Genomic DNA, 24,596 nt, shown 5'->3' on the forward strand with positions numbered 1-24,596 from the left:
ATGGCTTACATGGAACAGATGCAATCAACTCTGAAGTATCTGGTGGAGGCGGCGGAAACCGGGCGGCGTAGCGCGGATGGCATGCTGAGCCCGGTCAACGGTGCTATCCGCGAACTGACCGGTGCCGCGTCCGAGCTGGAGAACATCCCGTTTGTCGGGCCGGCCATCGGCGCCAAACTTCAGCGGGTAATGCGCGGCGTCGATGCGGCTCAAGCCAAGGTCGGTCAGGTGGCGGCGGTTTACGGCCGTGCCACTCGGGCGGCCGCCGAGGTGCAGGAGCGGTTAGGGACGTTGAAGGAACAGGCGGGCAAGGCGGCCACGGCGATCAACAACGTCGCCGGCAAAGTCAGCCCGGCGCTGGCCAACATCGTGCCCACCAGTTCCTTTGCCGTGGATGCCGCGCCGGCGCCGGAGGCGGTAAAGCCGTTCCCGCACCTGATGATCATTCAGCCGCGCGATCCGAAAATTGAGCCGTATTACTTCAACCTGGACACGGCGGCCTTTGATGAGCTGAGCCGTTCGACTGAATTCCGCTGGGCCTCGCAGGAGCGCTTGACGCGTCGACCGGCGAAGCAGGCCATCGGTATGGGCGATGAAAAGTTGACGCTCAAGGGCACGATCTACCCGGGCTTCAAAGGCGGCTTGAAGCAGCTCGACACGCTGCGTTCCATCGGGGCCAGGCTGCAACAGCTGACTCTGACCACGGGTTATGGCGAGGTGATCGGAACGTGGTGCCTGAAAAACATCAACGAGGAACAGTCCGCGCTGCTCCACGGCGGGATTGCTCGAAAACAGGGCTTCACTTTGGAGTTTGAGCGCTATGGCGACGACATGCAGGACGTCTGATGGCGACATGCTCGATGTCATTTGCCACAACGTTTACGGCCATCTGAATGGCAGCGTCGAGGCTGTGCTCGATGTCAATCAGGGGCTGGCTGATGAACCTCAGCCGTTCCGGTCGGGCGTGATTATCGTCCTGCCGGATCTGCCAAGCCCGACCAGTGAAGGCGTCAGCTTGTGGGATTGACCCGGGGCGATGCCTTCGCCGGCGCCGCGTCGCGTTACGCGTAACGACACCTTGTTTTTCTGGCCCGCCTTGTGCGGGTTTTTTATTGGAAAAAATCCATGACACCGATGTTTCGAATCGTCGCTGATGGGGCTGATGTCACGGCCAAGATCAATGATCGGTTGTTGCAGCTCCGTACCTCTGACAAGCCGGGCATGGAGTCCGACGAGTTTGAGTTGCGTATCGACGACCGTGACGGGCAAGTTCAATTGCCAAGGCGCGGCAGCTCAATCGAGATTTACCTGGGCTATGCCGAGACGACCTTGGCGCGTATGGGCAGCTACACCGTGGACACGATTGAGGTGTCAGGCCCGCCCGACACCATCGTGATCAAGGGCAAGGCCAGCGACGTGCGTGGCAGTGGCAAAACCATCCGTAGCGGAAGCTGGGAAGGTGTGCCGTTGTCGAAGATCGTGGCTGACGTAGCCGCGCGCAATGGCTGGACGCCGGTGTGTCCGGTGTCGACCAAGGTCGCCCGGGTCGACCAGCTCAACGAGTCCGATTTTAATTTCATCACCCGACTGGCCAAGCATTACGACTGCACGGCCAAGGTCGCCGACGGCAAACTATTGGTGATGCCGCGCCAAGGTGGCCAGACGGCCAGCGGTAAGGCGTTTGGCGCCATTACCCTGACCCGACGCGACCTCAGCCGTTGGCAATTCAGTCTCGGTGATCGCAACTCACAAAAGGCGGTGGCCACCAAGCACCAGGACAAAAAGAACGGCAAGCTGGCGGTGGTCACCATCGACAATGATGACGCTCCGGACGGGCTGCCGGCAGTACATACCGACCGTCATATCTACCCAGACAGGGGCGCTGCTGAAGCGGCGGCCAAGGCCCGATTGTCAGCGTTCAACCGCTCGACCGCCGATGTGCGGCTTGAAATGCCCGGCCGGACGGACATCTTTGCCGAGCGTCCCATCATCGCTCAGGGTTTCAAGGTCGGGCTTGATGGCGAGTATCTGGCGGACTCGGTCGAGCAGGTGTTCACCCAGTCCGGCTGGTCGACCACGGTCGAATGCAATGCCGGCAAAGCCGGTAAATCCAAGGGCAAGAAAAAGAAAGGGCCGAAACCACCTCTCAAGGTGGTGAACATCGAGAAGCAATAGCCGCATCCCATTGCCGCCTGAGTGCGGTTTTTTTACGTCTGGAGTTTGTATGTCCATCACTGAACAACAGCTGCAAAGCATCATGCCCAACGCCCGCCGCCAAGCGGGCGTTTTTGTATCCGCCCTCAATGCAGCCATGGCCCATAGGCAGATCAACACGCCGAAACGGCAAGCCGCTTTTCTGGCGCAAGTCGGTCACGAGTCGGGCCAGCTGCAGTACGTCCGGGAGCTAGGCGGCGACCAGTACTTGAGCAAATACGACACCGGCAACCTGGCTGCGAAACTGGGCAACACGCCGGCAGCGGATGGCGATGGCCAGCGCTATCGCGGTCGTGGCCTGATCCAGGTCACCGGTCATGACAACTACCTGCGCTGCAGCTTGGCGCTGTTCGGTGACGAGCGATTGCTGCGCACGCCTGAACTTCTGGAGCTGCCGCAGTGGGCCGCTGAGTCGGCCGCATGGTTCTGGTCCGTGAATGGGCTGAACGCGCTGGCCGATCAAAACGAATTCAACACGATCACCCGCATGATCAACGGCGGCCTCAATGGCCTGCAGGATCGGCTGGAGTTGTGGGGGCGGGCGAGGGCGGTGCTATGCGTCTCGGCAAACTGATCCCGGCGTCGTATCGGCTGCTGGCAAAAGGAGTGTTGCTGGTCGTTTTAGTCGGTGGTTCCGCGGCCATTACTTGGCAAGTCCAGGATTGGCGCTACGGCAAGCAGCTCGCAGAGCAGGCCCAACTCCACACCGAAACCCTGAATCAACAGGCCCTAGACTCGGTCGCGCTGCAGCGTGCCGAACAGGACAAACGTCTCGCACTCGAGCAGCGCCTGGCAACCAGTGAACAAACCCACTATCGAGCCTTGAGTGATGCCCAACGTGATCAAGGTCGCCTGCGCGACCGCCTTGCCACTGCTGATCTGCGCCTGTCAGTCCTACTCGACGCCACCACCGGCGCCGACAACCGATCGGTGTCATCCACCACCGCCACCGGCGGCGTGGTTCATGGCCCCACAAGAGCCGAACTTGACCCAGCGCATGCTCAACGAATTATCCGCGTCACCGATGACGGCGACCGGGGACTGATAGCATTGGCTGCGTGCCAAGGTTATGTCAAAGCGATCACTTTCCAATGAAAAAAGCCGGGTTTCCCCGGCTTCTTTTATCAGGCAAGCAACAGTGGCAGTACGTCTTGAAGCAGACGAACCACCTCAATTGCCAAGATCAACATCAAATGGCTAATGGACATTTTGCATCCTCTTCGTGATGCTCAGTCACCAAGTCCTTAGTCGCAAGCGACCAAGGGCCATGGCTCACCATCCATGATCTATGCTACTTTTGATTCGCGAGAATCTGTGAAGCCAGCATCATTTCGGTGCCGGATCGGCCTAAGCGTTAACGATCCGTGGTTTTGCAGCAGGCTGGAGGGTTGCCGCCCTTCAGCTTTTTTTTTGCTTTTTTTTCTTACTTTCGTTTTTTCCTTTCATCAAACCGACAGGGGCCCTCGCCGGAATCTCAAATGAGACGTGGCGTTTTGGTTCTGTGTGGCTGATGGGAGTGATCTTAGAGCGGGCTTTAAAACTCGTCAATCGCGACCACGGACCTGTGGTGGAAAAACTGAGACACTAAGAAAAACGTTTTTTTATATGTTTTTGTTTCTCTCTGAAATGGATGGAGGCCTTGATTTATAAGGGGTTTGAAGGTTTTCATCGTTGTTTTTTCTTGCTGTTTTAGAACGGCTTGTTCAAACCCTAATTTAATATTGTAGAACCGCCTTTAACCACTGGTTGTGTTTGTGCTTACACTACTGAGTTTGATATCTAAAAGGCGGGATGGCGGGTTGTCGGATTTATTATTGGGGTATTTGTGTTGATCTGGTGTTTTAAATAAGGCGGAATGTTTGTCTATACAGCTTAGTTTGTTTTTTATGTCGATGTTGAAATTTCGTAATCCGCTGCAGCCCACGTCATCCGTGGCTTGTAGCGTAATTGGCTTTCGCTAGATATACCCCTAAGACATTCTCAATCATCCAAAAAATTAAAAAGCTTGCACAAATGCATTTTTTAGACCAAAATCGCCTCAAAGACCAACCTTTGGTCATTTTCTATACCATACGCAATCCCACGTTCTTGGGACCCCTAGCGCTAGCTTTGTCCAAAGCGTTTATTTTCTAATACACTCCTCGTATCCAGATTCTTCAAGTCCCTCCTCTTCGTAAAAAAAATAATTTTTTTTGAAAAAAAACCGCTCTGAATCGATTTTTTGCTTCGTCTCCGCGTCCTCCAGCGTTGGACGATGAGCTCTGCTGACCGGAGTGGGGGGCGAATTGCTCGTCTGAAGGGTGCGCATCGTTTGCCGGACAGTCTCCAGGTCGCGGGTTCAAAGCGCGAGGTGGAGGAGGGGAGCGCTTACCTGAAGTGGTGATGCTTACGTTTGGGTGCCCCGCTGGTCTGATATTTCCGGCAAGAATTGACCGGACGGCTTTCAAAAAGTTAACTGTATATTCGTACAGTATTGGAAGTCGTGCGTCATGAGTTACTCAATTCTAGGTCCGATCAGTGAGGGCGGTTCGAAGGTGCCGCTATGTCTCTTCCGAGTCCCGGCCGGCTTTCCCTCGCCGGCTGCGGATCATATTGAAGCGCAGATATCGCTAGATGAGATGCTGAACATTCGTGCGCCACACGTCTACTTGGTGTCACTCGCCGGTGAAAGCATGCAGGGCGCGGGGATCTATGAGGGAGACTTGGCCATTGTCGATCGATCAATTGAGCCCGCCCACGGCCACATCGTCATTGCGCTGTTGAACAATGAGCCCGTATGCAAGCGCCTATGCCTTCGCGGTAGGGAGGTCATCCTGATGTCGGAAAACCCCAAGTACCCGCCACGGTACGTCCTTGAGGGTGACGAGCTGTCGATTTGGGGTGTGATCACCAGCAGCGTGCGCAGCCATGTCTAACGTGCCGCCGGTATTCGGCCTGATCGATTGCAACAGTTTCTATGCCAGCTGCGAGCGCGTGTTTCGCCCTGACCTCGCCAAGGTGCCTATCTTAGTGCTGTCGAACAACGACGGCTGCGTCATCGCCCGCAGCTACGACGCAAAGCCCTACGTGAAAATGGGCGAGCCGTACTTCCAGATCAAGCACAAGCTCAAGCAGCATGGCATCGTCCCGTTTTCCTCGAACTATGCGCTTTACGGTGACATGAGTGAGCGTGTCATGACACTGATCGAGTCGATGGTACCGGCCGTTGAGGTCTACAGCATCGACGAAGCCTTCGTCGACCTCACCGGCATTAATGACCTGGACGCCCTCGGCCGCAAGATCCGCAGCCAGGTGCTGCGCTGCACGGGCATCCCGGTCGGTGTCGGCATCGCGCATACCAAGACCCTGGCCAAGCTGGCCAACCACACCGCCAAACGCTTGCAGGCGCAAACCGGTGGCGTTGTGAACATCTGCGACCCAATCAAGCGCGACTGGGTGCTGCGTAATACGGACGTAGCGGAGGTGTGGGGAGTAGGCCGGCGCATGAAAATGCACTTGGATGGCATGGGGATCAAGACCGCAATGGATCTGGCCAAGGCCGATCCGTGGACGTTGAGAAAAAACTTCAGCGTGGTGATCGAGAAAACTGCCCGGGAATTGGCCGGCACGCCGTGCCTGGAGCTGGATGAGCCGGATCCGCCAAAGCAGGAGATCTGCTGCAGCCGGATGTTCGGTAAAAGGCTGAAGGAGCTGCCGCCGATAAAAGAGGCTGTGGCAACCTATATGATGCGGGCATCGGAAAAGCTCCGAGCGCAAAAGTCGCTTTGCAAGAAGATCCGGGTCAGCATCCGCACCGGAATGTTTAACCCCAATGAGGCTAAATATGCGAATGGTGTCGTGGTGGATCTGCCTTACCCAACGGATGACGTCCGGCTCCTGACAACGGCAGCAATCGACGCGCTTGACCGCCTGTTCCGTCCTGGTTTCAGTTACAGCAAAGCTGAAGTCATGCTGCTGAATCTATGCCAACCGGGCCAATACACGGATGACCTGTTCGCCATTTCTCAGCCTGCTGAGGCGACCAAGGTGATGGCGGTGTTGGATGAAATCAATGGACGGTGGGGTAGGGGGACGCTTCGGGCCGCAAGTGTGCCGAGCAATCCAGATTGGGGTATGCGGCGGGAGATGAAGAGCCATAGCTATACAACGCGCTTAGATCAATTGTGGATAGTTAGCTGTAGGTAACGACCGGCGGGTTTTGGCGACCGCGCGCTATGTAGATTCTTATTGCTCCTTAGGGGCGGATAGTAAGAAAAGTTAAATAGCGCACATGTGGTAGTGGTTGTTTTTGAGGAAGTCATAAACTTTTGCGGATAAGTCGTGCTTAGTAATGTACTTCGCGCATGTGCCTCGTGCATTCGCTCGCAATGAATCTAATTGGCTATTCCAATATTGAATAAAACTAGTGGGTAGTGTGTTATCTGTAAACCTTAGCCGAAATACGCAATCGGAAATTATATAGCTTTTGCATTCGACTATTGTGATGTTTCCAAGGACCCTAGTGCCGACGCGACTAATAAGGATGTCACCGTGCTCTGCCAATATAGGGGGGCGTGATAAGCCTGCAGGTACGCATGTTGACATCATGGGGGGATCGAAAAAGCCACTGGTATGGTAGTAGGGAGTCCCTAATTGTTTGCACTCTTTACCCGATAGGTTGCCTCTTTTGATGTCGAACAAAATGCTTGGTCTTACGTCCTGCAGACTCATGTTTCTAAGTCCGTTGACAAAGTCGGACACTGGACGTTTCTCTTTGATTCCGGTCAATGAAGAGTAAGTGAATTTTTGCTTCGGAGTAGTCTTTTGGATAACCAAAATGTAAGTGCGCGCCTCTGTGCCTTTAAATTTTCCGTCAACTATTTCTGCTAGAGCTACTACGCTACAAAAATTAAGTATGCTGGAACGAAAACTTTTTAGGTAGTCGGATTTTATTACTAGCTCGGGAAGAATAAAGGCAGCGAAGCCCTCGTCGCGCAGAAGTCTGATGTTTTGTAGTATGAAAAGTACTTCTGTTCGAAGTCGTTTGTGTTTAAATATATCTTGAAGGCCAAAACTCGTAATTAGTTCGCGATCATACGAGGTGGGAGTTCTCCAGCGATATGGTGGGTTACTAATCGCTAAATCGAACGAATCTCCAAATTTAGAAAGCAAATTCTCGAACGCACCGTCTAGGACGTCTATGTTGTAATGAGCGCCTTCGAAGTGTTCTTTCAATATTTCAACGTTTGCAGGATCTAGTTCGCATGTGGTGAGTTGGGCAAGCGGCCATCTCCTTACAACTGGCTCAAGTAATGCTCCTTGTCCGGCGCTTAACTCTACACATCGTTCTACATTGAACCGAGGTAGCATTTTTATAAGCTGCTTGCCAATTGTTTGTTCAGTGTAATACTGCTCGTACATCTTTTTTCGACACCTATCGCTGATTTTGATAAGCTAACAAAAAATGGTGGCTCTGTAAAGGAATCATAGTATGCCGCAGGACATAAGTTCTAAAGATGGAAATGACATCGAGTCGCATGACTTCGAAGAGCGGGCAGACTACCTTCCTGATGATTTCATTATCGGGAAAACGGCAAAGGATGAGCACTTTTCCAGCATCCAGAGCAAGATATTTCAAGTTGGGGCGAAATTACTTATTGGACCTCGCGGTACTGGTAAAACCCATCATATGCGCTTGGCGTATTTAGTGTGTGAAGAAGATATCAAAAAACCGCTGGCCCTTTATATTTCCTTTAATCATTATCTCCGCCTTGAGACATATTTAACAGAGTCATCAAACGCAGTCAGTGTTTTTCATGCTTGGGTGTTAAGTAAAATATTGCGTGAATGTCTTAAAGTATTAGATCAACCTAGTGAGCACCCTGAGTTGTCGCTCGAAAGCCTTCAATCCTTTATTGAAGCGGTTGAGAAGCAGCAGTACAACTCGGCGCATGATGAGTTGGTGTACGCAATATCCATCGAAAAGACAATATTTTACGTTGAAAAGGCGACAGCCGCTAAAGGAAGAAAGCGAGCAGTTTTGTTATTAGATGACGCAGCGCTCACGCTTACTCCTGCTTACATGATTGAGTTTTTTGAGGTTTTTCGAAGTCTCAAGACAGCGCACATTTCACCTAAAGCATCAGTGTATCCAGGTAGCACACAATACGGTCCGAGATTTCACTTGGGGCATGATGCGGAGCCTGTCAATGTCTGGCTCAGTGTTGAGAACCCCAAGTATCTAAGCTTCATGACTGCACTGACCGACAATCGTTTTGAATCAGATCTAAATATTCCAGTGGAAGTGCTTGATCTTCTCAAATATGCGGCATTTGGAAATCCTAGATCATATATCATGATGGTGCGTGATTATGAACAAAGTGGGTCAACAACTGCTCAAAGCGGATTTAACAAGGTTATCTCTGAGCGAAAAGGATTTATCATTGATGAGTATATGTCCCTCAGTCAAAAACTTCCCCAATATGGAGGTATAATTTCTACGGGGCGCGAATTTATTAATCGAATAATTTCGTTGCTTAAAATACTCAATTACGAAAAGCTTGATGCAGGCGACTCAGATGCGTTTGAGAAAACAATTACTGTCGGGCTTGCGAATTTACCTGTAAAGGCAGAGCGAATGATCCGCTTCTTGATTGAAGCAGGATTACTGTATGAGGCGGATCCGGTCTCACACGGACCTGAAAGAAAACTACGGCGATTCATTCCGCATGCAGTTATGCTCTTTGAAGCTCGAGTTCTCACTAAGAGTCGTGGGTTCAATGCTAGTGTTTTGCTTAGCCGAATTAAAAGTAAGTCTTCCAAGCACCCCGCAAGACCATCGTTGGAGAGGCTTTTACCAACAAGTGACTTGGCCCTTCTTGAACTTGATCTTCCTCCTTGTACAAATTGTGGTGCCAGCCGAATGGCGGAAAAACAAAAGTTCTGTCATAACTGTGGCAAGACTCTAGTTGACGAATCAGCATTCAAACGCTGCATGGAGACTGAGTTGAATCAGCTGCCATTAACAGCCTTTCAGAAGAAATCGATAAGCGATTATACAAATTTCAAAACCGTTGGTGATGTGATAAAGAGTCAAGATCCTGCAAATGAATTACAAAAGGCACATCGGGTGAAGGCGGCACGTGCGTACGATATTTATACGCGAGTTAATCGCTGGGTAGATGAGTTTTTGGTATGAAGAAGCCTAAGTTTAAAAGTCAGATATCCGGATCTCGCACTTCGTCCACTTTTGATTCTTCTGTGTATTTTAAAGATGTTGAGGAGCAGCGTCGCTCCCCCTTGCAAAGATTTATTTATCATAGGGAGTTGCTCACTACCATCTTGGGTGCAGAGGAAGATAACGGCGCATGGAATATGAAGTCAAACCTCTCCATAATTGGAATTGTTTCTAGTACGGAGTCGTATTTTAGATCAATGATCAGAAATATTCTTTTGACTGTTGCGGATATAAGGAAGGAAAGTTATAGAAATAAGCTTACGTATGGTGCGGTGTTGTTTCACGCGCCAGAGTTGCTGCCGGAAGCATTGCTGGAAGAAAGTGTTTTTTCATCAAAAAAACATATAATTGATCATGTAAGTACTTTTCTTGGTATTAAGGTAAACCTTCAACAACATGCTGCGCTTGGCTCGGCGTTAGATGAGTTTGACAAAGTTTGTCATCTTCGCCATTGCGTTGCGCATCGCGCTGGGCACCTTGGGTCAAAAAATGCTATTGAACTGGGGCTTGACCAGTTTTCAGCTTACTTGGAAAAACCTATCTCGCCCACTCTTGATGCGGTGAACAATGTTTTTAATATCTGCCAGAATCTTGTCTTCGAGTTCAATGATTTTCTTTTCGAAGCAATGCTGACTCAATCTGTCGAAAAAGGCGGGTGGTCCGGTGATCTGCGCAAAGATAAGCGGGAGTATTTAAAACTCTACCAGATATTTTCCTCTAATCCTGAGGATTTGAACTATCTTAAATCCTCATATGTGGATTTTCGTGATCATTATGGTCTTTGACTGCTGTGAATACTAATCGAATAGTAGTGATGCGGTGGGGATATGGCTTCGGATTCAAAAGATGATTTCCTGGATGATTTAGTCAAAGGTGTCATGGCTCGTGCCTCCCTCGCGCCTAAAGATAGATTAATCTATGATCTTGAACTTCTGATTCAGGAAATGCACAGGGAGTGGCACGATATATCTGACTATGTATGGAAAAGTGCAAGTCTAATATGGCATGAGAAAAAGCTTGAAGAACGTAAAATCCAAGCTTCTGATACTTCGTTAGCATCAGTTAGAGAGCTCATAGAGCATCGTGCGTGTATACATAATAAGCGGTGGAACTACACTTACCCTTTTATGATCGGGTCTGGTGGGCTTTTTAGCGTTCTTTCGATATTCGAGTCGTACTTATTGTCCTTGGCAGTGATTGTCGACAAGGTATACGGGGGGTTGAGCACGACTAAAGGTAGCGGATCAGAAAAGCTCTTTCGCTACTTTAGATCATTAGGCATATCACCTGATTCGATTAAATACTACGAGCAGATAAAGGCCGCTCAAAAAATAAGGAATTGCTTGACTCACGCTGGCGGTGATTTGCAGCTGGCAAAAGATGAAAGTGAGTTACGTAGGATAGTTGAAGGCCAAATTTTCGTAACGCCTGAAGAAAGAGAGGGGCAGAGCAAGTGTAATTATGTGTTGATAGAAATGTATTTATATTCTGATAAAGTTAAGGTGAGTATGGAATATCCTCTTCAGCTCTGCTTCTATCTGAAAAGTTATTTGAATCTAATTTCGGAAAAGCTACTAAGCTTAGATTCTTAATATTTCTGTGTCTTGGAGGCCGTAGACATTCGTGATCAGGTACTCAGGTCGCTTTGGAGACATGCGCGAGAGGCGGAGTGCAGTAGAAGCAGAGACATCGAGGATGGACATTGCACGGAATACTCGGATTTTTAGGAGGCATGGGGGTCCAGCTGTCGCCATGAGGCTTTAAGAATCTAGAGTGAAACGTTTAGGGCAAAATTAGGGCACATGGGAGTCCGCTTTGGGCCGCTCGATGCCAGCGATGGTAGGCGAAAGCCCCAATTTCTTCGGCCTAGGGCGGTCTACTAGAATGCGAGAAGGGGTTCGAATCCCTATCCAAATAGTCAGTAGCAGCAATTGATCGAAAGGAGAGCGAGATCAGGTATTGGTAGGCCAGGCCCTGGTGGGATCTCCGTAAAAACATAAAAAGCTCCACACCGGGTCAAACTCGCACGTTTGCTGCCAGCCATGCCGGCGCTATCACTGCCGTAATTGCATGATTGCATCTGTAATCGCTTTCGCGTTTTTGTCCAGTGTTTCCAGGGCCACAACGGCGTTATCGGCTACAGCGTCTGCGCCAGTTCCTGAGATCCAGTGGGTAATCTCTTCGATCGCCGCACCAAGGGCATGCTGGTTATGCAGCAGCAACGTTAGAGCATCGGCAGTGATGATGTTTGATCGGGAGTTATCGGGCATAGAAATCTTCCTTGAAAATTGATCCGGAAATACCGCTCAGCGGACGGTGGTCAGTCCAGCCAGAGGCGTACTTTTTCGGCTGGATAACCAGACGCTGCGTCACCGCTATTGCTTAAAGGATTCACTTAATTGATCTCAAAAAACGTCGATAGCAGGGCTCGTCCCGCTGTCTCTCTCGCAAGATTTTGAGATCATCTGCAACCTGCATGGCTCGCTCTAAAAGCGAAGCGTTCTCCTCGTACGCATTCGGATCATTAGTGCCTTCATACAGTTGCCCACCCTCCGAGACGTCTCTCACAACACTGTCCGCAAGCTGGTAGAACCTAACGATGAGGGCTGCTTGTTCCGCGTCTAGGCATCCGATATTTTGGATGTTGCCGGCATAAACTCTACAGTAATGATCAGCCACCGATATCTTATAGGGAGCGGCCGGCTTCGATGGATTGGTGCGATAGAACTCAGCGCGAGTTCTAAAATCTTGCAAGAAGTGACGATGCGTAGCTATCTCCTGCAGCGCTCTGATTTCGGAATAAATGGCTCGGCCAACGGTGCTGTGCTCCCGTGCAAGCTTGAGCCACCACGCGAGGATAGCCAAAACTACGGGTAGCGAAAATTTGATTATCTCGTCCACAAAGCCTCCCAGTTGCGAGAGTTTATAAGGAAGCCATCTGTGCCTAGCTATCCGCGCTTGGTAACTTCATTAAAGCTCATGGCTACATTATCGTAGAAATAGAATTGATCTCGTGAATGGAAATGCATCCGGCGACTTCTGACCGAGGAACATACGCAGTGACAGGACGTCAGGGAAGTAAACCAGGTGCGGTGCCTCATCCGGGCGGCTTCATGGGACCCGCATATTGATGCTTAGAAATTGCTACAACGCAACGCTGCTGTGATGTTTTAGCCAATCAGCGCGGGGAGCAGGTGGGTTGCTACACCCAATCCATCATCGGGGCAACTGAGAAGCGTCGGGAGAGTGGGGCGGGTTGTAGAGTCATTGGGAATCTGGATCAGAGAGACGGAGTGGCGGAAGTTTATCAGGAATGGGGTAGGCAGAGCCTCACGCACTTTGATCGATGTGGCCATGCTTGGTGATGACACGCCGACGCTGGTCGGCTGAGTATCGTGGTCTGTACCAGATCGTTCCTAAAAGAATTCACTTTCGATAGTGAGCGGAGATCTCTCTCCAAATGTATTTGTATCGGAACTCAAGCCAACGGATTAACAGTTTGTCTCTCTGACGTCGAAAGCGACTACTCGCTCGGGCTTCCAACATTTGCGCGATGTCAGAATTTAATTGCTCTCGGTTAAATGCAGACCAGATGGTTGGAATCACGGTCTCAAGATTCGTGTGGCAGACAGGTGCGACTTCCTCGTAGAGCATCCGTTTTATTTCTAGCGGGTCGTAATCTTCGGTCTGTCGGGCGATAGATTCGTAGTCCACCTCATTGTCGACGAAGGCATCGGACAATGCCCAGTAGATGTCATATCGATCTTTTGCAGTCATTGTGCGATTCAAATTAGCGTTGTTCGTTTTCATCGCGAAAAGGCCGTCAGCGACTTTGACTTCTCGTCGTACATGAGGGGCCGGGGTTTCAATGTGATACGCGCGGCTGGCTTTGCCATGTTTGACTCCCTGTCATCGAATTAACCGCTGCCGACTGTATCAGACTTGCGTTGGTCAGTGACGCGCGACAAAGCGCTCGTCATTTTTCGTCAATTTAAACAGCAATGCTTTCGCTTGTTTAAATGAATCACGCTGGCACAACCCGAGCCCTACACCACCTTGCGCCACACCCTACACCTAAGACAGAATCCGCCGGCTTGTGCCTCTAGCCTGCGGGTTCTATCGTCCCTACGTCACTGAAAACCAGTGATCGGGTTTGGTAGCCCGTCTCCGTCAGAAGCACAAGACTACTGTCTTGCGAGGGCGTTTCTCGTCTTCGTTTTATGGTGGTCATGCGCGGGGCGTCTTCGGATGCGCCGGGGTTCCTGACGACCGGTCTACCAACCTGCGTATGGCCTCCACCCTTCGTTTGGTAGCGAGAGTGATGGCTCCTTTTCGTTAATCCGTCAGGAGTTACACCATGTTCAAACCAACACCCAATCCGCCAGAAACCGATCCCGCCTCCCCCTACGAATCCCCCAGCTCCAAAAAACTCCACGAAGCCGCCGAGCGTGCGCTCGATCATTATCTGCTACCCGCCAGCCAGATCATGGCCAGCGCCAACGAGCCCGAACGCATGTATTTCGCCAATCCAAAGTACGACTCGGAATCCCTGTTGGCCAATGCCAGCGAAACGCTGAGTTCCGCCTCCGAGATGCTCAACAACTTCGCCGCGATGCTGGATCCCTCGCACCGCAAAACCGCGCTGGGGATTGCGCAGGTGGTGATGTTGGGGGAGTTGGCGGTGAATCAGGCGTTGGATAACGTTGAGGTGAAGGCGTAAGTCGTGTCCCTCTGTGGCGACGGGTTACCGTTGCCGCGGACGGGATCAGTTCGGTTCTTCGAGGTGAGCTGAGAGCTCTTTCCAGGCGTCGCCGTAGTTAAAGCGTAACCAAGCCGTGTGCAGCCTGTGGAGCTGCCGCCGCAACCAGCTGTTTTTCTTCGCCGCCAGCATTGCCTCGATATCGCGGTTTAACTCATCGGCGTCGAATCCTGTCCAGATCGGCGGCAGTGGACCTGCCAGGTTCCAGGCGCAGACGACGGCGACTTCCGAGTACAGGATGTCCTTGATCTGATCCGGGTCGTAGCCTTCGACTTGTCTGGCGATGTAGGGGAAGTCCACTGCGGTGTCGACGAAGATCCAGGATAATGCATCCCGGATTTTGTATAACTCGGCTGGGCTTAATTCACGTCTCAAACGCAGACCTCCCGGCGTCAAGCGGCGCTGATACGTTCGATAACAGGAGCGAGTGCTGGGCGCTTGTTTTGCCATTCTTCCTTGGTAATCCCCAACAACACCACATCAATCCGAACCCCATCCTTCACCACGTTCTGCCGCCTTACACCCTCAACCTCAAACCCAAACTTCTGGTGCATCTTCACCACCGCCGAGTTCATCGCCAGCACTTCGCAATTCAGCTTCTCCAACCCCGCCACATCAAACGCGTAATCAAGCATCCAGAACTCGACCACGCTGCCCAACCCCTTACCCTGCAAGCCGACGTCCAGATAAAACGCCCAATCCGCCGTCTTGTGCAGTTGGTTAATCGCATTCAGCGAAACAACCCCGACCGCCTGTTCATCCTTGATCACCACAAACACTTGCTGGCGTGGATTGCCCTGCAAAGAGGCCAGCCAGTTGTTATGTTCCTGTTCGGTGATTTCGTGGGAGGTGTACATGAATTTGCACACATCTTCCTGGTTGCGCAGGGTGCGGACGCTGGCCTGTATGGCGGGACTGGCGTCGGTGAGGGGGAGGAATTGCATGGGGATGTCCTTGTCTGGCGGATAAGCGATTCTGCACCGGCGCTGTCGATCAGGAAAGTTGCATGATGTGGTGTTCGGCGAGGGCCTAGTTTGAATGTGTGGCGAGGGAGTAATTCCCTCGCCACAGGGGCAGTATCAGGTCTGGATACTTATTGCGGCACGGCGATCCATTCGCTCAGTACTTTCTGATATTTGCCGGTTACTTTGCTCAAGTGCAGCCACTGATCAACGTACAGCTTCCAGCTGATGTCATCGCGCGGCAGCAGGTAGGCCTTTTCCCCGTACTGCATGAACTGCTGCGGATTCACCGCGCACAACCCCGGTTTGAGTTTCTGCTGGTACAGCGCTTCCGAGGCGTCGGTGATCATCACGTCGGCCTTGTTGTCCAGCAGTTGCTGGAAGATCGTCACGTTGTCGTGCAGGGCCAGTTGCGCTTTGGGCAGGAAGGCGTGGACGAAGGCTTCGTTGGTGCCGCCGGCCGGTTCGACCAGGCGCACGTTGGGCTGGTTGATCTGCTCGACAGTCTGGTATTTGGATTGATCGGCGCAGCGTACCAGCGGGATCTTGCCGTCGACGTCGAGGGTGTTGCTGAAAAAGGCCTTTTTCTGCCGCTCCAGCGTCACCGAGATGCCGCCCATGCCGATGTCGCATTTGCCGGCCTGCATGTCCGGCATCAGGGTTTTCCAGGTGGTTTGCACCCACTCGACCTTGACCCCGAGGCTGTCGGCCAGCGAGCGCGCCATGGTGATGTCGATGCCCTCGAAATCGCCGTCGGTGCGTTTGAAGGTGTAAGGCTTGTAGTCGCCGGTGGTGCAGACGCGCAGTTGGCCTTGTTGCTGGATGGTGTCCAGGTGCGACGGTTGTTCCGCTGCCTGAGCGCTGAAGGTCAGGGGCAGGGCCAGTAAGGTACCGAGCAAGATTTTGGTTTTTATCATGGCTGTCGGGCTTCAAAGGGATCGGAGCCAGAAGTTAACCACGTTCTGGGCGCTGATCCCTATCGGCAGAGTGCGCCTACAGCCCCAATCCTTCCTGAACCACCGACAACAGATTGTTTTCCGTCAGCGCGATGGCATCCAGTTCCTGCCCGGTTTCCACGGTTTGCATCCACCAGTGGCTTTCGTGATGTTCATCGACGGTGCGCAGCAGGTAGGTGTTTCTGTCCGGCAGGGTGATTTGCACGCGTCCGGCGCCGTCTTCGGTAAACCGTGCGATGGGATCAAAAGTCAGGCTTTGATTATTTGCTTCGATCACCAATTGATCGATGGCGTAATCGTGGGATTCGCCATCCGGAGAGGTTTCGCAGATGTGCGTAGGATTGCGCCGAATTTTCAGTCCGACTTCGGTCACCGGTTGCAGCCAGGTTTCGATGCGGTGGTACAGGTCGTACACCTGAGCGGGCCAGCAATCGATCTCCAGTTCGGCGCAGGTGATGTCGTCCGCGTGGCTGTGCCGGGTTTGCTTGAGCTTCGCGGCGAGTTCGTCTGCTTTACTCATTTCGGTTCCCTGTTTGTGGTGTCTGCTTATTAATCGTAGACCTTTCAACGGGGTACAACGTTGCCGTGCGTCATGCGCTTGCAACACAAGCGTGTCGAAATCTGCGCTGACCAGTCTGGTCAGGATCGAAAACCACGGACGCAGGCGTCCCAAGGAGCGGGTACATGAAAAAGCTGTTTACAATTTTGGCAGTGATTGCGCTGACGGCCGGTAGCATCGGCCTGAGTTCGGCGCGCCAATCGCAGTCGAGCAAAGCGCAAGCGGAGTCGGTAGCGGGGGTGTTCGATTATTACCTGCTGACGCTGTCCTGGTCGCCGACCTTCTGTTTGACACACAAGGACGACGTGCAGTGTTCCGGCAAGGGTTATGGCTTTGTCCTACACGGCTTGTGGCCGCAATACGCCAAGGGCGGCTGGCCGCAATCCTGTCCACCGCTGACCACACTGTCGGCCGCGGAAAGCAACAAAGGCATGACGCTGTTCCCGACCAAAAAACTGCTCGATCACGAATGGTCTAAGCACGGCACTTGCAGCGGCCTCGGTGCGATGGGGTATCTGGATGCGGCGGATAAAGCGGTTGGCACGGTGAAAATTCCCCAGGAGTTGCAGCCGTTCAGCACGTCGTATTACTTCGAGGCGCAGGAAATTTCCGATTTGTTTCGCAAGGCCAATCCGGGGATTCCGGCTGATGGCATCGCGGTGATTTGCAGTGGTCCGGAGTTGTCGGAAGTGCGTGTGTGCATGGGCAAGGATCTGCAGTTTGGCGCGTGTGGCAAGGGTGTGAAAACTCAGTGCCGGGCGGGGGATATTCGGGTGCCTCCGGCGCGGTGATGTGATCTGGTTTGAGCACTGAGCACTGAGCACTGAGCACTGAACCTGTGGCGAGGGGATTTATCCCCGATGGACTGCGCAGCAGTCCCATTTCTGGGGGCCTCTTCGCGACCCATCGGGGATAAATCCCCTCACCACAGGAGGTTTCGGTCTGGTCAGACGAATCTCTCCATATCCATCCCCGACATCCCGCGCAAAAACTCCACCAACCCTACCTGCAATAAGCACTGAGCACTGAACCTGTGGCGAGGGGATTTATCCCCGATGGACTGCGCAGCAGTCCCATTTCTGGGGGTCGCTTCGCGGCCCATCGGGGATAAATCCCCTCACCACAGGAGGTTTCGGTTTACTCAGACGAATCTCTCAGTATCCATCCTCGACACCCCGCGCAAAAACTTCACCAACCCTACCTGCAATAGTCGCCGCAAAAATAATTCGACCCACAGCTGTCATCCAATCGCGCATTACGCCGATACAACGGGGCGGGAGCGGGGCGTTTGCCCCTTGCACCCCGGTGGGCTACGCTCACAATTCATAAGGGTTTCGGGCTAACGCCCCTGTCGTACCTGCCCAGGACATGCTTTTGCCAATCCCCATTCACGATCCGCATCAGGCTCCCGGCACGCTAAAGCGTCTGCCGCTGCGCAAAGCGGCGGTGCTGTTTATCGTTGCGGTGAGTTTGTGCCTGTTTGGTTTGCTGTACCTGCAACTTGAGCAGTCGCGGCGCCAGGATCTGACGGTGGCGCAAATGGCCTCGAGCAACCTGACCCGGGCGATGGCGCAGCAGGCAGAGGATACGTTTCTGGCGGCGGACCTGGTGCTGACCAGTCTGGTCGACTGGATTCAGGACGACGGTTACGGTACGGCGCTAAGACCGCGGTTGCAGAAAACGCTCTCCCGACGCGTGCAGCAGCTGGAGCAGTTGCACGGTATGTTTCTGTTCGACGACCACGGACAGTGGGTCGTTACCTCATTCCCTGATCTGCCCCGTGGCAACGGCGTGGCTGACCGCGAATATTTCAAGTTTCATCAGCAGAACGTCTCGGAGGTAGCGCACATCGGCCCGGCGATTCGCAGCCGCGAGAACGGCGAATGGATCATCCCGATCTCCAAACGCGTCAACGATCGTGCCGGCAACTTTCAGGGTGTGTTGCTCGCCGGGATCAAAATGTCGTACTTCGAGCAGTTCTTTAAAAGCTTCAGCCTCGATGATAACGGGATCATGTTTATCGGCCTGACTGACGGCACTTTGCTCGCCCGCCGGCCGTACGATGAATCTCTGATTGGCACGTCACTGGCCAAAGGCGAAATTTATCAATCGCTGTTGCCCAATGCCGCTGCCGGAACGGCGATGTTCAAATCGGTGGTCGATGGTGTCACCCGTTTGTACGGCTACCGGCAGCTGTCGGCTTATCCACTGGTGGTGTCGGCCGCGACTTCGCGGGACACGATTCTCAAGGGTTGGTATGACCGCGCGTTTCAGTCGAGCGTGATTGTAGCGCTGGTGATCCTGGGTGTCGGTTTGTTCGGCTGGGTGTTTATCCATCAAGTGCGCGACGGTGAGCGGATCGAGAAAAACCTGCGCAAGGCGCAACGGGCGCTGGAACAGATCGCCACTCACGACAGCCTCACCGGGCTGGCCAATCGGCGCCTGTTCGAGCGATCGCTGGAGATTGAGTTTGCCCGTGGCGCGCGGCAGGTCAGTCCGGTCAGCCTGATCATGCTTGATATCGATTTCTTCAAGCGTTACAACGACGCTTATGGGCACGTGGCGGGGGATCATTGCCTGACGCAAGTAGCCCAGGCGCTGAAGAACTGCTGCCAGCGCAAGTCCGATCTGGTCGTGCGGTACGGAGGCGAGGAGTTCGCGGTTTTATTGCCCGACACAGACATCAATGGCGCATTGGCGATTGCCGGGCAGATTCGGCGCGGTGTGATCGACAAGCGCATCACCCACAGTGGTTCACCCACCGGTTATCTGACGGTCAGTCTGGGCTGCTACTCGTTTATCCCCAGCGGCAATGACAGCATTGAAGTGTTTATCCAGCGCGCGGATGCGGCGTTGTATCAGGCCAAAAATGCCGGACGCAATCGGGCGGCGGTGCTGTCGACGGATGACGGCATAGGTGAGCTGATGCGCTACGACCGCTGAACCAAAGACCACCTCAAAAAGCTGTGGGAGCTGGCTTGCCAGCGATAGCGGTCTGTCAGCTTGAGAAGATGCTGACTGTAGTGACGCCATCGCTGGTAATCCAGCTCCCACAGGCATTTTCAGTGAGTACAGATTGTGTGAATGCCTAGAGAGCACGTGGGAAGATTTTCACCACGGATGGCTCTTGTTCGTTCAGCCACCCGTGCCACCGCCCGCACCGCCAGTACCACCACCCGCCGAACCGGTGCCACCGCCGGCGCCCGAGCCCGATCCGCTGGCGCCGCCGTTGGTGCCGGTGCCGTCGGAGCCGTTACCGCCCGATGGTGCGCCCGGTGTGTTGTCCGGCGGCATGGTCGAGCCGCTGGTGGAGCCCGATTTTGTGCCTGTTGCATCGGCGCCGTCGTTGGCGGCGAAGCTGGCAGCCGATGCCGTGGCCAGCAGGCCAGCGAGCAATAACGAGGTAAGTTTGCGCGTCATCATGGTACGTCTCCAAAAAGGGGATTTACCTGATATTGGTCTGATGCGCCCCATGCTTGGTGCCGACCGAGTGACGAGCGGTCGATGGAGTGGCCTACTGATCTTCAGGAATATTGGCTATTTGCCGAGCGCTGCACCGGGACTAACGTAGTCACACATTCACTTGCCCCGGAAAACCACCATGCAACCTCGTATCGATTTTTACACTGCTTCCCCGGACGCCCTGAAAGCGATGCTCGCCCTGGAAACAGCCGTCTCCAAGCTGCCGCTGGAAAAAAACCTGATCGAACTGGTCAAGCTGCGCGCCTCGCAGATCAACGGCTGTGCCTTCTGTATCGACATGCACACCGCCGATGCAATCAAGGGTGGCGAAACTCCGCGGCGCCTGTTCGCGGTAACGGCATGGCGTGAAGCGCCATTCTTCAGCGACCGTGAACGCGCCGCGCTGCTGTGGACCGAATCGCTGACCCAACTGAGCCTGACGCACGCGCCGGACGAAGACTACGACGTCGTTGCCGCGCAGTTTTCGCCGAAGGAAATGGTCGATCTTAGCGTCGCGATCAATACCATCAACAGCTGGAACCGCTTGGCGGTAGGCTTCCGTAAAACTCCTCAGGCCTGAGGCGACACCACAATTTGCGTGCAGGCGTGAGCCGGTCTTCAAATGTTTATTTGAGCCACTGACCGGGTGTGCTGCCGGTCATGGCTTTGAAGAACGCGATGAACGCGCTGTCACTGGCGAAGCCCAATTCGAAGCTGCAATAACTCAGGCTGCGTCCGATGGCGAGCAACTCCATGGCGCGCATCAAGCGCCATTGCTGGCGCCATTGCTGATAACTCATGCCGGTTTCGCGCTGGAAGATTCGGCCGATGGTGCGGCTGCTGGCGCCGATCTGGCGTTCCAGCACCTGCAGTTCCGGCGGCAATCGTTCCGGGGTTGCGAGCAGTGGCAGCAAACGCTTGTCCCGTGGCAAGGGCAACAACATCGGTTGTTGCGCCGCCTCGACAATTTCGCTCAGGCACAAACCCAGTAAATGGGCGAATTTGCCCTGTTGCCAATCAGTGTCGAAATCCGCCGTAGCCATGGGCTCCAGCACGGCGCGCAGCAGAGGGCTGACCTCGATGACGCAAACTTGTTGCGGCAGCTCGCGGCACAATTCAGGGACCAGGTAAATGGAGCGGTAATCAACGCTTTGCTGCATCTGTGCCCGATGGCTCACACCCGCCGGAATCCACGCCGCTCGCGACGGTGGCAGCAGACACAATTGCTGCGCGAGGGTGATGCGCGTGCAGCCCTGTCGGGTGTAGAGCAGTTGCCCGTGCAGGTGCTGATGTTGGCCGGAATCGTGATCACCCAGTATTGCTGCGATGCCGATCACCGGCGCCGAGTAACAGTCCGCATCAAAGAGTGTGTGGGCGTCAATCCAAGCCATGGGTTGTCCGATTTGCGCGATAAATTGGCAGGATTCGGATAATACGCCAATCAGCAGTTCTTAAACTCCTCGGCGGTTTACTTGAGGAGTCATAAACAATGAACAACAAAAATCTGTTGCCGCTGGCGATTGCGTTGCTGATGTTTCCGCAGATTGCGCAGACCCTGTACAGCCCGGCGCTGGGGGATATCGGCAGGGTATTTAAAGTCAGTCCCGAGGCGGCAGCGCAGACCTTGTCGGTTTACTTCCTGGCCTTTGCCGTGGGCGTGGTGGTGTGGGGGCGATTGTGTGATCGCATCGGCCGGCGTCCGGTCATGCTTATGGGATTGGCGATCTACGCGGTCGCCATGGTTATCGCCTTGCGAGTCAGCAGTTTCAACGGTCTATTGCTGGCGCAGGGGGTGGCAGCATTTGGTGCGGCGGTGGGCTCGGTGGTCACGCAGACTTTGCTGCGCGACCGTTTCAAAGGGGCAGAACTGGCGCAGGTTTTTTCCCTGGTGGGCATCGCGTTGGCGGCAAGTCCTGCAATCGGTCTGTTCAGCGGCGCTAGCCTGGTCGAGGCATTCGGCTATCGCGGCGTATTGACTGCACTGGTTTTGCTGGCCGCGACGCTGTGGCTCTGGAGTTGCTACGCCTTGCCGGAAACCCGTCCTGAGCAAACACCCCATGTCGACCTGTGGGAAACCCTCGCACGCATGTTGCGCGACTTGGGCATCTGGCGCTCGGCGTTATGGATTGCTGCGTTCAATGTGGCGCTGTTCAGTTATTACAGCCTTGGCCCGTTCATTTTTCAGCGCCTGAACCTGGACGCAACATGGTTCGGCTACAGCGGCGTGATCCTCGCGCTGGGCTCAGGTTTTGGCGCATGGGCCAACAAGCGTTTATTGCAGGCAGGGTTTGCCGCGATGCAGTTGATCCGGCTCGCCGCCATCACCGGTTTGCTCGGTGGCGTTGGCGTCTGGTGGCTGCAGGACAGTGGCGCGTTTGTGCTGCCGATGTTGCTGATCGTGCTGGCGTTCGGCATGGCCATTCCCAATATTCTCGGCATGGCGCTGGTTGATTATTCGGATCGTCTCGGCACTGCCGGAGCGTTATTGGGGCTGATTTATTACCTGCTGATTGGCGCGGGGATGATGCTCGCCGGGTGGTCTCAGGCCCTCGGGGAAACCCTGATAGTGTGCAGTGCCGTGGCGTTGCTGCTGACAATAAGAGCAACAAAAGCAATTGTTTAAGAAGTGTAAGCGCTGTAGGAAGCGTCTTGCATTTGTGTAGGAGGGCTCCGACTATCACGATTATTGATGATGTGGCATTACGCCATTCAATGATCGCAAGGAAGTTGCGTGCCGTATTCGATTCGCGCTGTTTTTCCTCGTCATGTCACGCGTTGGCCGTTGTGGTCGGTCGTAGTGTTGAGCGTAAGTGCCTCCTCGCTTGAAGCGGCCGAAGCTGTCGCGCCGGGCCAGGAAGTGCTGCGCCAGCAGCAACAGCAACAGCGCGACTTGCAACAGCTGCAACTTGAGCAGAGAAAACGTCAGCTGGAGCGCGGCGCGTTCGGCCCGGCGCCGGTCACCCCGGCGATTCCCCAAACCGTTACGCCCGATGAGCGCTGCTGGCCGTTAAGCGGCACGCGCATCGGCGGCGTCACGCTGATCGACAGCGACAAACTCAATGCCCGCATCAAGCCGCTGCTCGCGCCATGCATGGGCGTCGGCCAGATCAATCATCTGCTGGCGACCATCACCGCGATTTACGTCGAAAAGGGCTACATCGCCAGCCGTCCCTACCTGGTGAGTGCTCCGGCAGCGGGGCAATCGCTGGATATCCGGATCGACGAAGGCTACATCGAGTCCATCGAACTGGCCGATCAAAGCCTGCCGGTTTCCCTCGGTGGTGCCTTCCCGGGCATGCTCGGCGGGCCGTTGAACCTGCGCGATCTGGAGCAGGGGCTGGATCAGTTGAACCGCTTGCGTTCGGTTGACCTCACCGCCGATATCGCCCCCGGCAGCCAGCCCGGCGCCTCACGGATCATCCTGCGTTCGCGCACCACCGGGCACTCGCGCTGGGCCTTGAATGCGGGGGTCGACAACCTCGGCAGCGCCAGCACCGGGCGCGACCGCGATACCCTCAGTCTGAGCCTCGACAGCCCGCTGGAACTCAACGACCTGTTGAGCCTCAGCGCCAGTGACACGTTGAATCAGGGCGACCGCTACAGCCGCAACGCCAGCCTGTATTACGCGATCCCCTACGGCTACTGGACCTACAGCGTGTTCGCCAGCCACGCCGAATATCGCGCGCCGTTCAAATTGCCGAGCACGACCTTTCACAGCACCGGCATCACTGACCAGGTCAGCCTGCGCGCCGACCGCGTGTTGTGGCGCGACCAGAGCCGCCAGCTCAGCGCCAACCTGCAACTGGCGCACAAGGACGTCGACAGCTACCTGCAACACGTCCGTCTGGGCATCCAGAGCCCGACCCTGACCGTGGCCGAAGCCGGGCTCAATCTGTTCTGGCTCGACCGCGCGGTGTGGAATCTCGACGTCAACTATGCACAAGGTCTGCGCTGGTTCGGTGCCGATGACGATTCCCGACAGGCGATCAACAACCTGCCGAAGGCGCAGTTTCGCAAGTATCGCGCCGGCCTCAGTCAATGGCGCAATGGCCAGTTCGGTGCGCAAGCCTGGCAATGGCAGAGCCAACTGAATTTGCAGTACAGCCCTGATCCGCTGCCGGCCATCGAGCAACTGTTGGGTACCGACGATTCGGCGGTGCGCGGTTATCGCGTCAGCAGTGCCTCCGGTGCCAGCGGTGCGATCTGGCGCAACACCTTACGCCTGCCGCTGCGCAGCGAATGGCCGGTGCAGATCACCCCGCGTGTCGGCCTCGACCACGGCTGGATCAAGGCCGATCACGGCGCCCAGGGTCAACGCCTGAGCGGCGCGAGTGTCGGCCTGAATCTGGGTTGGAAGAACCTGCAAGTGGACGTCGATTACCAACGCGCCCTCAACACCCCAAACGGTCTGCAACATGAGCCCGAAACCTGGCTGATGCGGGTCGGGGTGCAGATATGACTCACACCA

At 54.4% G+C, this 24,596-nt stretch carries 25 protein-coding genes; 16 read left to right on the forward strand and 9 right to left on the reverse strand.

All coding sequences use genetic code 11. From position 1 onward, the window contains the following. The 7 genes from ICA16_RS00560 (at position 1) to umuC (ending at position 6,399) form a co-directional block, all read left to right on the forward strand. The gene (locus ICA16_RS00560; protein WP_210699655.1) at positions 1 to 846 is read left to right on the forward strand and encodes a phage tail protein; all 846 of its coding nucleotides are present in this window, start codon (positions 1 to 3) and stop codon (positions 844 to 846) included. Next, positions 821 to 1,027, forward strand: coding sequence for a tail protein X (locus ICA16_RS00565; protein ID WP_210699656.1), 207 nt, complete (start codon positions 821 to 823; stop codon positions 1,025 to 1,027). The genes ICA16_RS00560 and ICA16_RS00565 overlap by 26 nt, the downstream gene beginning before the upstream one ends. Positions 1,028 to 1,125: 98 nt before the next feature. Then, positions 1,126 to 2,175 (forward strand): phage late control D family protein, encoded by a 1,050-nt coding sequence (locus ICA16_RS00570; RefSeq protein WP_210699657.1) that lies wholly within the window; start codon positions 1,126 to 1,128, stop codon positions 2,173 to 2,175. Positions 2,176 to 2,224: 49 nt separating this feature from the next. Further along, positions 2,225 to 2,788 (forward strand): glycoside hydrolase family 19 protein, encoded by a 564-nt coding sequence (locus tag ICA16_RS00575; protein WP_210699658.1) that lies wholly within the window; start codon positions 2,225 to 2,227, stop codon positions 2,786 to 2,788. Further along, positions 2,770 to 3,309: a lysis system i-spanin subunit Rz gene (locus ICA16_RS00580; protein ID WP_210699659.1), complete on the forward strand. Its 540-nt coding sequence runs from the start codon at positions 2,770 to 2,772 to the stop codon at positions 3,307 to 3,309. The genes ICA16_RS00575 and ICA16_RS00580 overlap by 19 nt, the downstream gene beginning before the upstream one ends. A 1,394-nt stretch (positions 3,310 to 4,703) precedes the next feature. Then, a complete protein-coding gene (locus tag ICA16_RS00585; protein ID WP_210699660.1) occupies positions 4,704 to 5,129 on the forward strand; it encodes a LexA family protein in 426 nt (141 codons plus the stop codon). Next, positions 5,122 to 6,399, forward strand: coding sequence for a translesion error-prone DNA polymerase V subunit UmuC (umuC, locus tag ICA16_RS00590; protein ID WP_210699661.1), 1,278 nt, complete (start codon positions 5,122 to 5,124; stop codon positions 6,397 to 6,399). Before ICA16_RS00585 ends, umuC begins: the two co-directional genes overlap by 8 nt. 72 nt (positions 6,400 to 6,471) lie before the next feature. Here the strand turns inward: umuC and ICA16_RS28360 are convergent, their stop codons facing one another. After that, positions 6,472 to 7,614 carry an N-6 DNA methylase gene (locus ICA16_RS28360; protein WP_210699662.1) on the reverse strand — a complete coding sequence of 381 codons (1,143 nt, stop codon included), beginning with the start codon at positions 7,612 to 7,614 and terminating at the stop codon, positions 6,472 to 6,474. 70 nt (positions 7,615 to 7,684) lie between these two features. On the opposite strand from ICA16_RS28360, the gene ICA16_RS00600 reads away from it, so the two are divergent. From ICA16_RS00600 to ICA16_RS00610, 3 genes are read left to right on the forward strand one after another with little or no spacing between them, the layout of a single operon-like run. Beyond that, positions 7,685 to 9,391 carry a zinc ribbon domain-containing protein gene (locus tag ICA16_RS00600; protein WP_210699663.1) on the forward strand — a complete coding sequence of 569 codons (1,707 nt, stop codon included), beginning with the start codon at positions 7,685 to 7,687 and terminating at the stop codon, positions 9,389 to 9,391. Continuing rightward, positions 9,388 to 10,215, forward strand: a complete 828-nt coding sequence (locus ICA16_RS00605) for a hypothetical protein (RefSeq protein ID WP_210699664.1) — start codon at positions 9,388 to 9,390, stop codon at positions 10,213 to 10,215. Before ICA16_RS00600 ends, ICA16_RS00605 begins: the two co-directional genes overlap by 4 nt. Before the next feature lie 42 nt (positions 10,216 to 10,257). Continuing rightward, entirely contained in the window at positions 10,258 to 11,022 is a 765-nt protein-coding gene (locus ICA16_RS00610; RefSeq protein WP_210699665.1) for a hypothetical protein, read from the forward strand. A 462-nt stretch (positions 11,023 to 11,484) separates the two neighbouring features. On the opposite strand, the gene ICA16_RS00615 is transcribed toward ICA16_RS00610, so the two are convergent. Together ICA16_RS00615 and ICA16_RS28560 are read right to left on the reverse strand one after the other, a co-directional pair. Continuing rightward, positions 11,485 to 11,700, reverse strand: a complete 216-nt coding sequence (locus tag ICA16_RS00615) for a hypothetical protein (RefSeq protein WP_210699666.1) — start codon at positions 11,698 to 11,700, stop codon at positions 11,485 to 11,487. A gap of 1,156 nt (positions 11,701 to 12,856) precedes the next feature. After that, positions 12,857 to 13,207: a DUF7079 family protein gene (locus ICA16_RS28560; RefSeq protein WP_228734135.1), complete on the reverse strand. Its 351-nt coding sequence runs from the start codon at positions 13,205 to 13,207 to the stop codon at positions 12,857 to 12,859. Between the two features lie 580 nt (positions 13,208 to 13,787). On the opposite strand from ICA16_RS28560, the gene ICA16_RS00620 reads away from it, so the two are divergent. After that, a complete protein-coding gene (locus ICA16_RS00620; RefSeq protein ID WP_210699667.1) occupies positions 13,788 to 14,150 on the forward strand; it encodes a DUF6124 family protein in 363 nt (120 codons plus the stop codon). Positions 14,151 to 14,195: 45 nt separating this feature from the next. Here the strand turns inward: ICA16_RS00620 and ICA16_RS00625 are convergent, their stop codons facing one another. From ICA16_RS00625 to ICA16_RS00640, 4 genes are all read right to left on the reverse strand, one after another. Further along, entirely contained in the window at positions 14,196 to 14,564 is a 369-nt protein-coding gene (locus ICA16_RS00625; RefSeq protein ID WP_210699668.1) for a DUF7079 family protein, read from the reverse strand. 17 nt (positions 14,565 to 14,581) lie between these two features. Then, positions 14,582 to 15,133 carry a UDP-4-amino-4,6-dideoxy-N-acetyl-beta-L-altrosamine N-acetyltransferase gene (pseH, locus tag ICA16_RS00630; protein WP_210699669.1) on the reverse strand — a complete coding sequence of 184 codons (552 nt, stop codon included), beginning with the start codon at positions 15,131 to 15,133 and terminating at the stop codon, positions 14,582 to 14,584. A gap of 149 nt (positions 15,134 to 15,282) precedes the next feature. Next, complete coding sequence (locus ICA16_RS00635; protein WP_210699670.1) at positions 15,283 to 16,068, reverse strand: transporter substrate-binding domain-containing protein; 786 nt, start codon at positions 16,066 to 16,068, stop codon at positions 15,283 to 15,285. 76 nt (positions 16,069 to 16,144) lie between these two features. After that, a complete protein-coding gene (locus tag ICA16_RS00640; RefSeq protein WP_150617599.1) occupies positions 16,145 to 16,627 on the reverse strand; it encodes a hypothetical protein in 483 nt (160 codons plus the stop codon). Between the two features lie 164 nt (positions 16,628 to 16,791). On the opposite strand from ICA16_RS00640, the gene ICA16_RS00645 reads away from it, so the two are divergent. Further along, positions 16,792 to 17,457, forward strand: coding sequence for a ribonuclease T2 (locus tag ICA16_RS00645; RefSeq protein WP_115147248.1), 666 nt, complete (start codon positions 16,792 to 16,794; stop codon positions 17,455 to 17,457). A gap of 583 nt (positions 17,458 to 18,040) precedes the next feature. Next, entirely contained in the window at positions 18,041 to 19,609 is a 1,569-nt protein-coding gene (locus tag ICA16_RS00650) for a sensor domain-containing diguanylate cyclase (RefSeq protein WP_210699671.1), read from the forward strand. A 192-nt stretch (positions 19,610 to 19,801) separates the two neighbouring features. Here the strand turns inward: ICA16_RS00650 and ICA16_RS00655 are convergent, their stop codons facing one another. Then, positions 19,802 to 20,089, reverse strand: a complete 288-nt coding sequence (locus ICA16_RS00655; protein WP_150617603.1) for a hypothetical protein — start codon at positions 20,087 to 20,089, stop codon at positions 19,802 to 19,804. A gap of 178 nt (positions 20,090 to 20,267) precedes the next feature. Between ICA16_RS00655 and ICA16_RS00660 the strand changes: the two genes are divergently transcribed. Then, positions 20,268 to 20,708, forward strand: coding sequence for a carboxymuconolactone decarboxylase family protein (locus ICA16_RS00660; protein WP_210699672.1), 441 nt, complete (start codon positions 20,268 to 20,270; stop codon positions 20,706 to 20,708). A 46-nt stretch (positions 20,709 to 20,754) separates the two neighbouring features. Here ICA16_RS00660 and ICA16_RS00665 read toward each other — a convergent pair whose 3' ends face one another. Further along, on the reverse strand, positions 20,755 to 21,519 hold the full coding sequence (locus ICA16_RS00665; protein WP_210699673.1) for an AraC family transcriptional regulator: 765 nt from the start codon (positions 21,517 to 21,519) through the stop codon (positions 20,755 to 20,757). Positions 21,520 to 21,617: 98 nt separating this feature from the next. On the opposite strand from ICA16_RS00665, the gene ICA16_RS00670 reads away from it, so the two are divergent. Together ICA16_RS00670 and ICA16_RS00675 are read left to right on the forward strand one after the other, a co-directional pair. Beyond that, complete coding sequence (locus ICA16_RS00670; protein WP_150617606.1) at positions 21,618 to 22,751, forward strand: MFS transporter; 1,134 nt, start codon at positions 21,618 to 21,620, stop codon at positions 22,749 to 22,751. 108 nt (positions 22,752 to 22,859) lie between these two features. Then, complete coding sequence (locus tag ICA16_RS00675) at positions 22,860 to 24,587, forward strand: ShlB/FhaC/HecB family hemolysin secretion/activation protein (RefSeq protein WP_210699674.1); 1,728 nt, start codon at positions 22,860 to 22,862, stop codon at positions 24,585 to 24,587. Positions 24,588 to 24,596 lie beyond the last annotated feature (9 nt).

This window comes from Pseudomonas anatoliensis (assembly GCF_017976235.1).
Classification (GTDB): Bacteria; Pseudomonadota; Gammaproteobacteria; order Pseudomonadales; family Pseudomonadaceae; genus Aquipseudomonas; species Aquipseudomonas anatoliensis.

Coding starts and splice junctions, on each gene's coding strand:
- ICA16_RS00635 (WP_210699670.1), bottom strand. CDS start 16,068: ATGATAAAAACCAAAATCTTGCTCGGTACCTTACTGGCCCTGCCCCTG.
- ICA16_RS00580 (WP_210699659.1), top strand. CDS start 2,770: ATGCGTCTCGGCAAACTGATCCCGGCGTCGTATCGGCTGCTGGCAAAA.
- ICA16_RS00610 (WP_210699665.1), top strand. CDS start 10,258: ATGGCTTCGGATTCAAAAGATGATTTCCTGGATGATTTAGTCAAAGGT.
- ICA16_RS00645 (WP_115147248.1), top strand. CDS start 16,792: ATGAAAAAGCTGTTTACAATTTTGGCAGTGATTGCGCTGACGGCCGGT.
- ICA16_RS00565 (WP_210699656.1), top strand. CDS start 821: ATGGCGACGACATGCAGGACGTCTGATGGCGACATGCTCGATGTCATT.
- ICA16_RS00585 (WP_210699660.1), top strand. CDS start 4,704: ATGAGTTACTCAATTCTAGGTCCGATCAGTGAGGGCGGTTCGAAGGTG.
- ICA16_RS00665 (WP_210699673.1), bottom strand. CDS start 21,519: ATGGCTTGGATTGACGCCCACACACTCTTTGATGCGGACTGTTACTCG.
- ICA16_RS00640 (WP_150617599.1), bottom strand. CDS start 16,627: ATGAGTAAAGCAGACGAACTCGCCGCGAAGCTCAAGCAAACCCGGCAC.
- umuC (WP_210699661.1), top strand. CDS start 5,122: ATGTCTAACGTGCCGCCGGTATTCGGCCTGATCGATTGCAACAGTTTC.
- ICA16_RS00620 (WP_210699667.1), top strand. CDS start 13,788: ATGTTCAAACCAACACCCAATCCGCCAGAAACCGATCCCGCCTCCCCC.
- ICA16_RS00570 (WP_210699657.1), top strand. CDS start 1,126: ATGACACCGATGTTTCGAATCGTCGCTGATGGGGCTGATGTCACGGCC.
- ICA16_RS00575 (WP_210699658.1), top strand. CDS start 2,225: ATGTCCATCACTGAACAACAGCTGCAAAGCATCATGCCCAACGCCCGC.
- ICA16_RS00670 (WP_150617606.1), top strand. CDS start 21,618: ATGAACAACAAAAATCTGTTGCCGCTGGCGATTGCGTTGCTGATGTTT.
- ICA16_RS28360 (WP_210699662.1), bottom strand. CDS start 7,614: ATGTACGAGCAGTATTACACTGAACAAACAATTGGCAAGCAGCTTATA.
- ICA16_RS00600 (WP_210699663.1), top strand. CDS start 7,685: ATGCCGCAGGACATAAGTTCTAAAGATGGAAATGACATCGAGTCGCAT.
- ICA16_RS00660 (WP_210699672.1), top strand. CDS start 20,268: ATGCAACCTCGTATCGATTTTTACACTGCTTCCCCGGACGCCCTGAAA.
- ICA16_RS28560 (WP_228734135.1), bottom strand. CDS start 13,207: ATGACTGCAAAAGATCGATATGACATCTACTGGGCATTGTCCGATGCC.
- ICA16_RS00605 (WP_210699664.1), top strand. CDS start 9,388: ATGAAGAAGCCTAAGTTTAAAAGTCAGATATCCGGATCTCGCACTTCG.
- ICA16_RS00560 (WP_210699655.1), top strand. CDS start 1: ATGGCTTACATGGAACAGATGCAATCAACTCTGAAGTATCTGGTGGAG.
- ICA16_RS00655 (WP_150617603.1), bottom strand. CDS start 20,089: ATGATGACGCGCAAACTTACCTCGTTATTGCTCGCTGGCCTGCTGGCC.
- ICA16_RS00615 (WP_210699666.1), bottom strand. CDS start 11,700: ATGCCCGATAACTCCCGATCAAACATCATCACTGCCGATGCTCTAACG.
- pseH (WP_210699669.1), bottom strand. CDS start 15,133: ATGCAATTCCTCCCCCTCACCGACGCCAGTCCCGCCATACAGGCCAGC.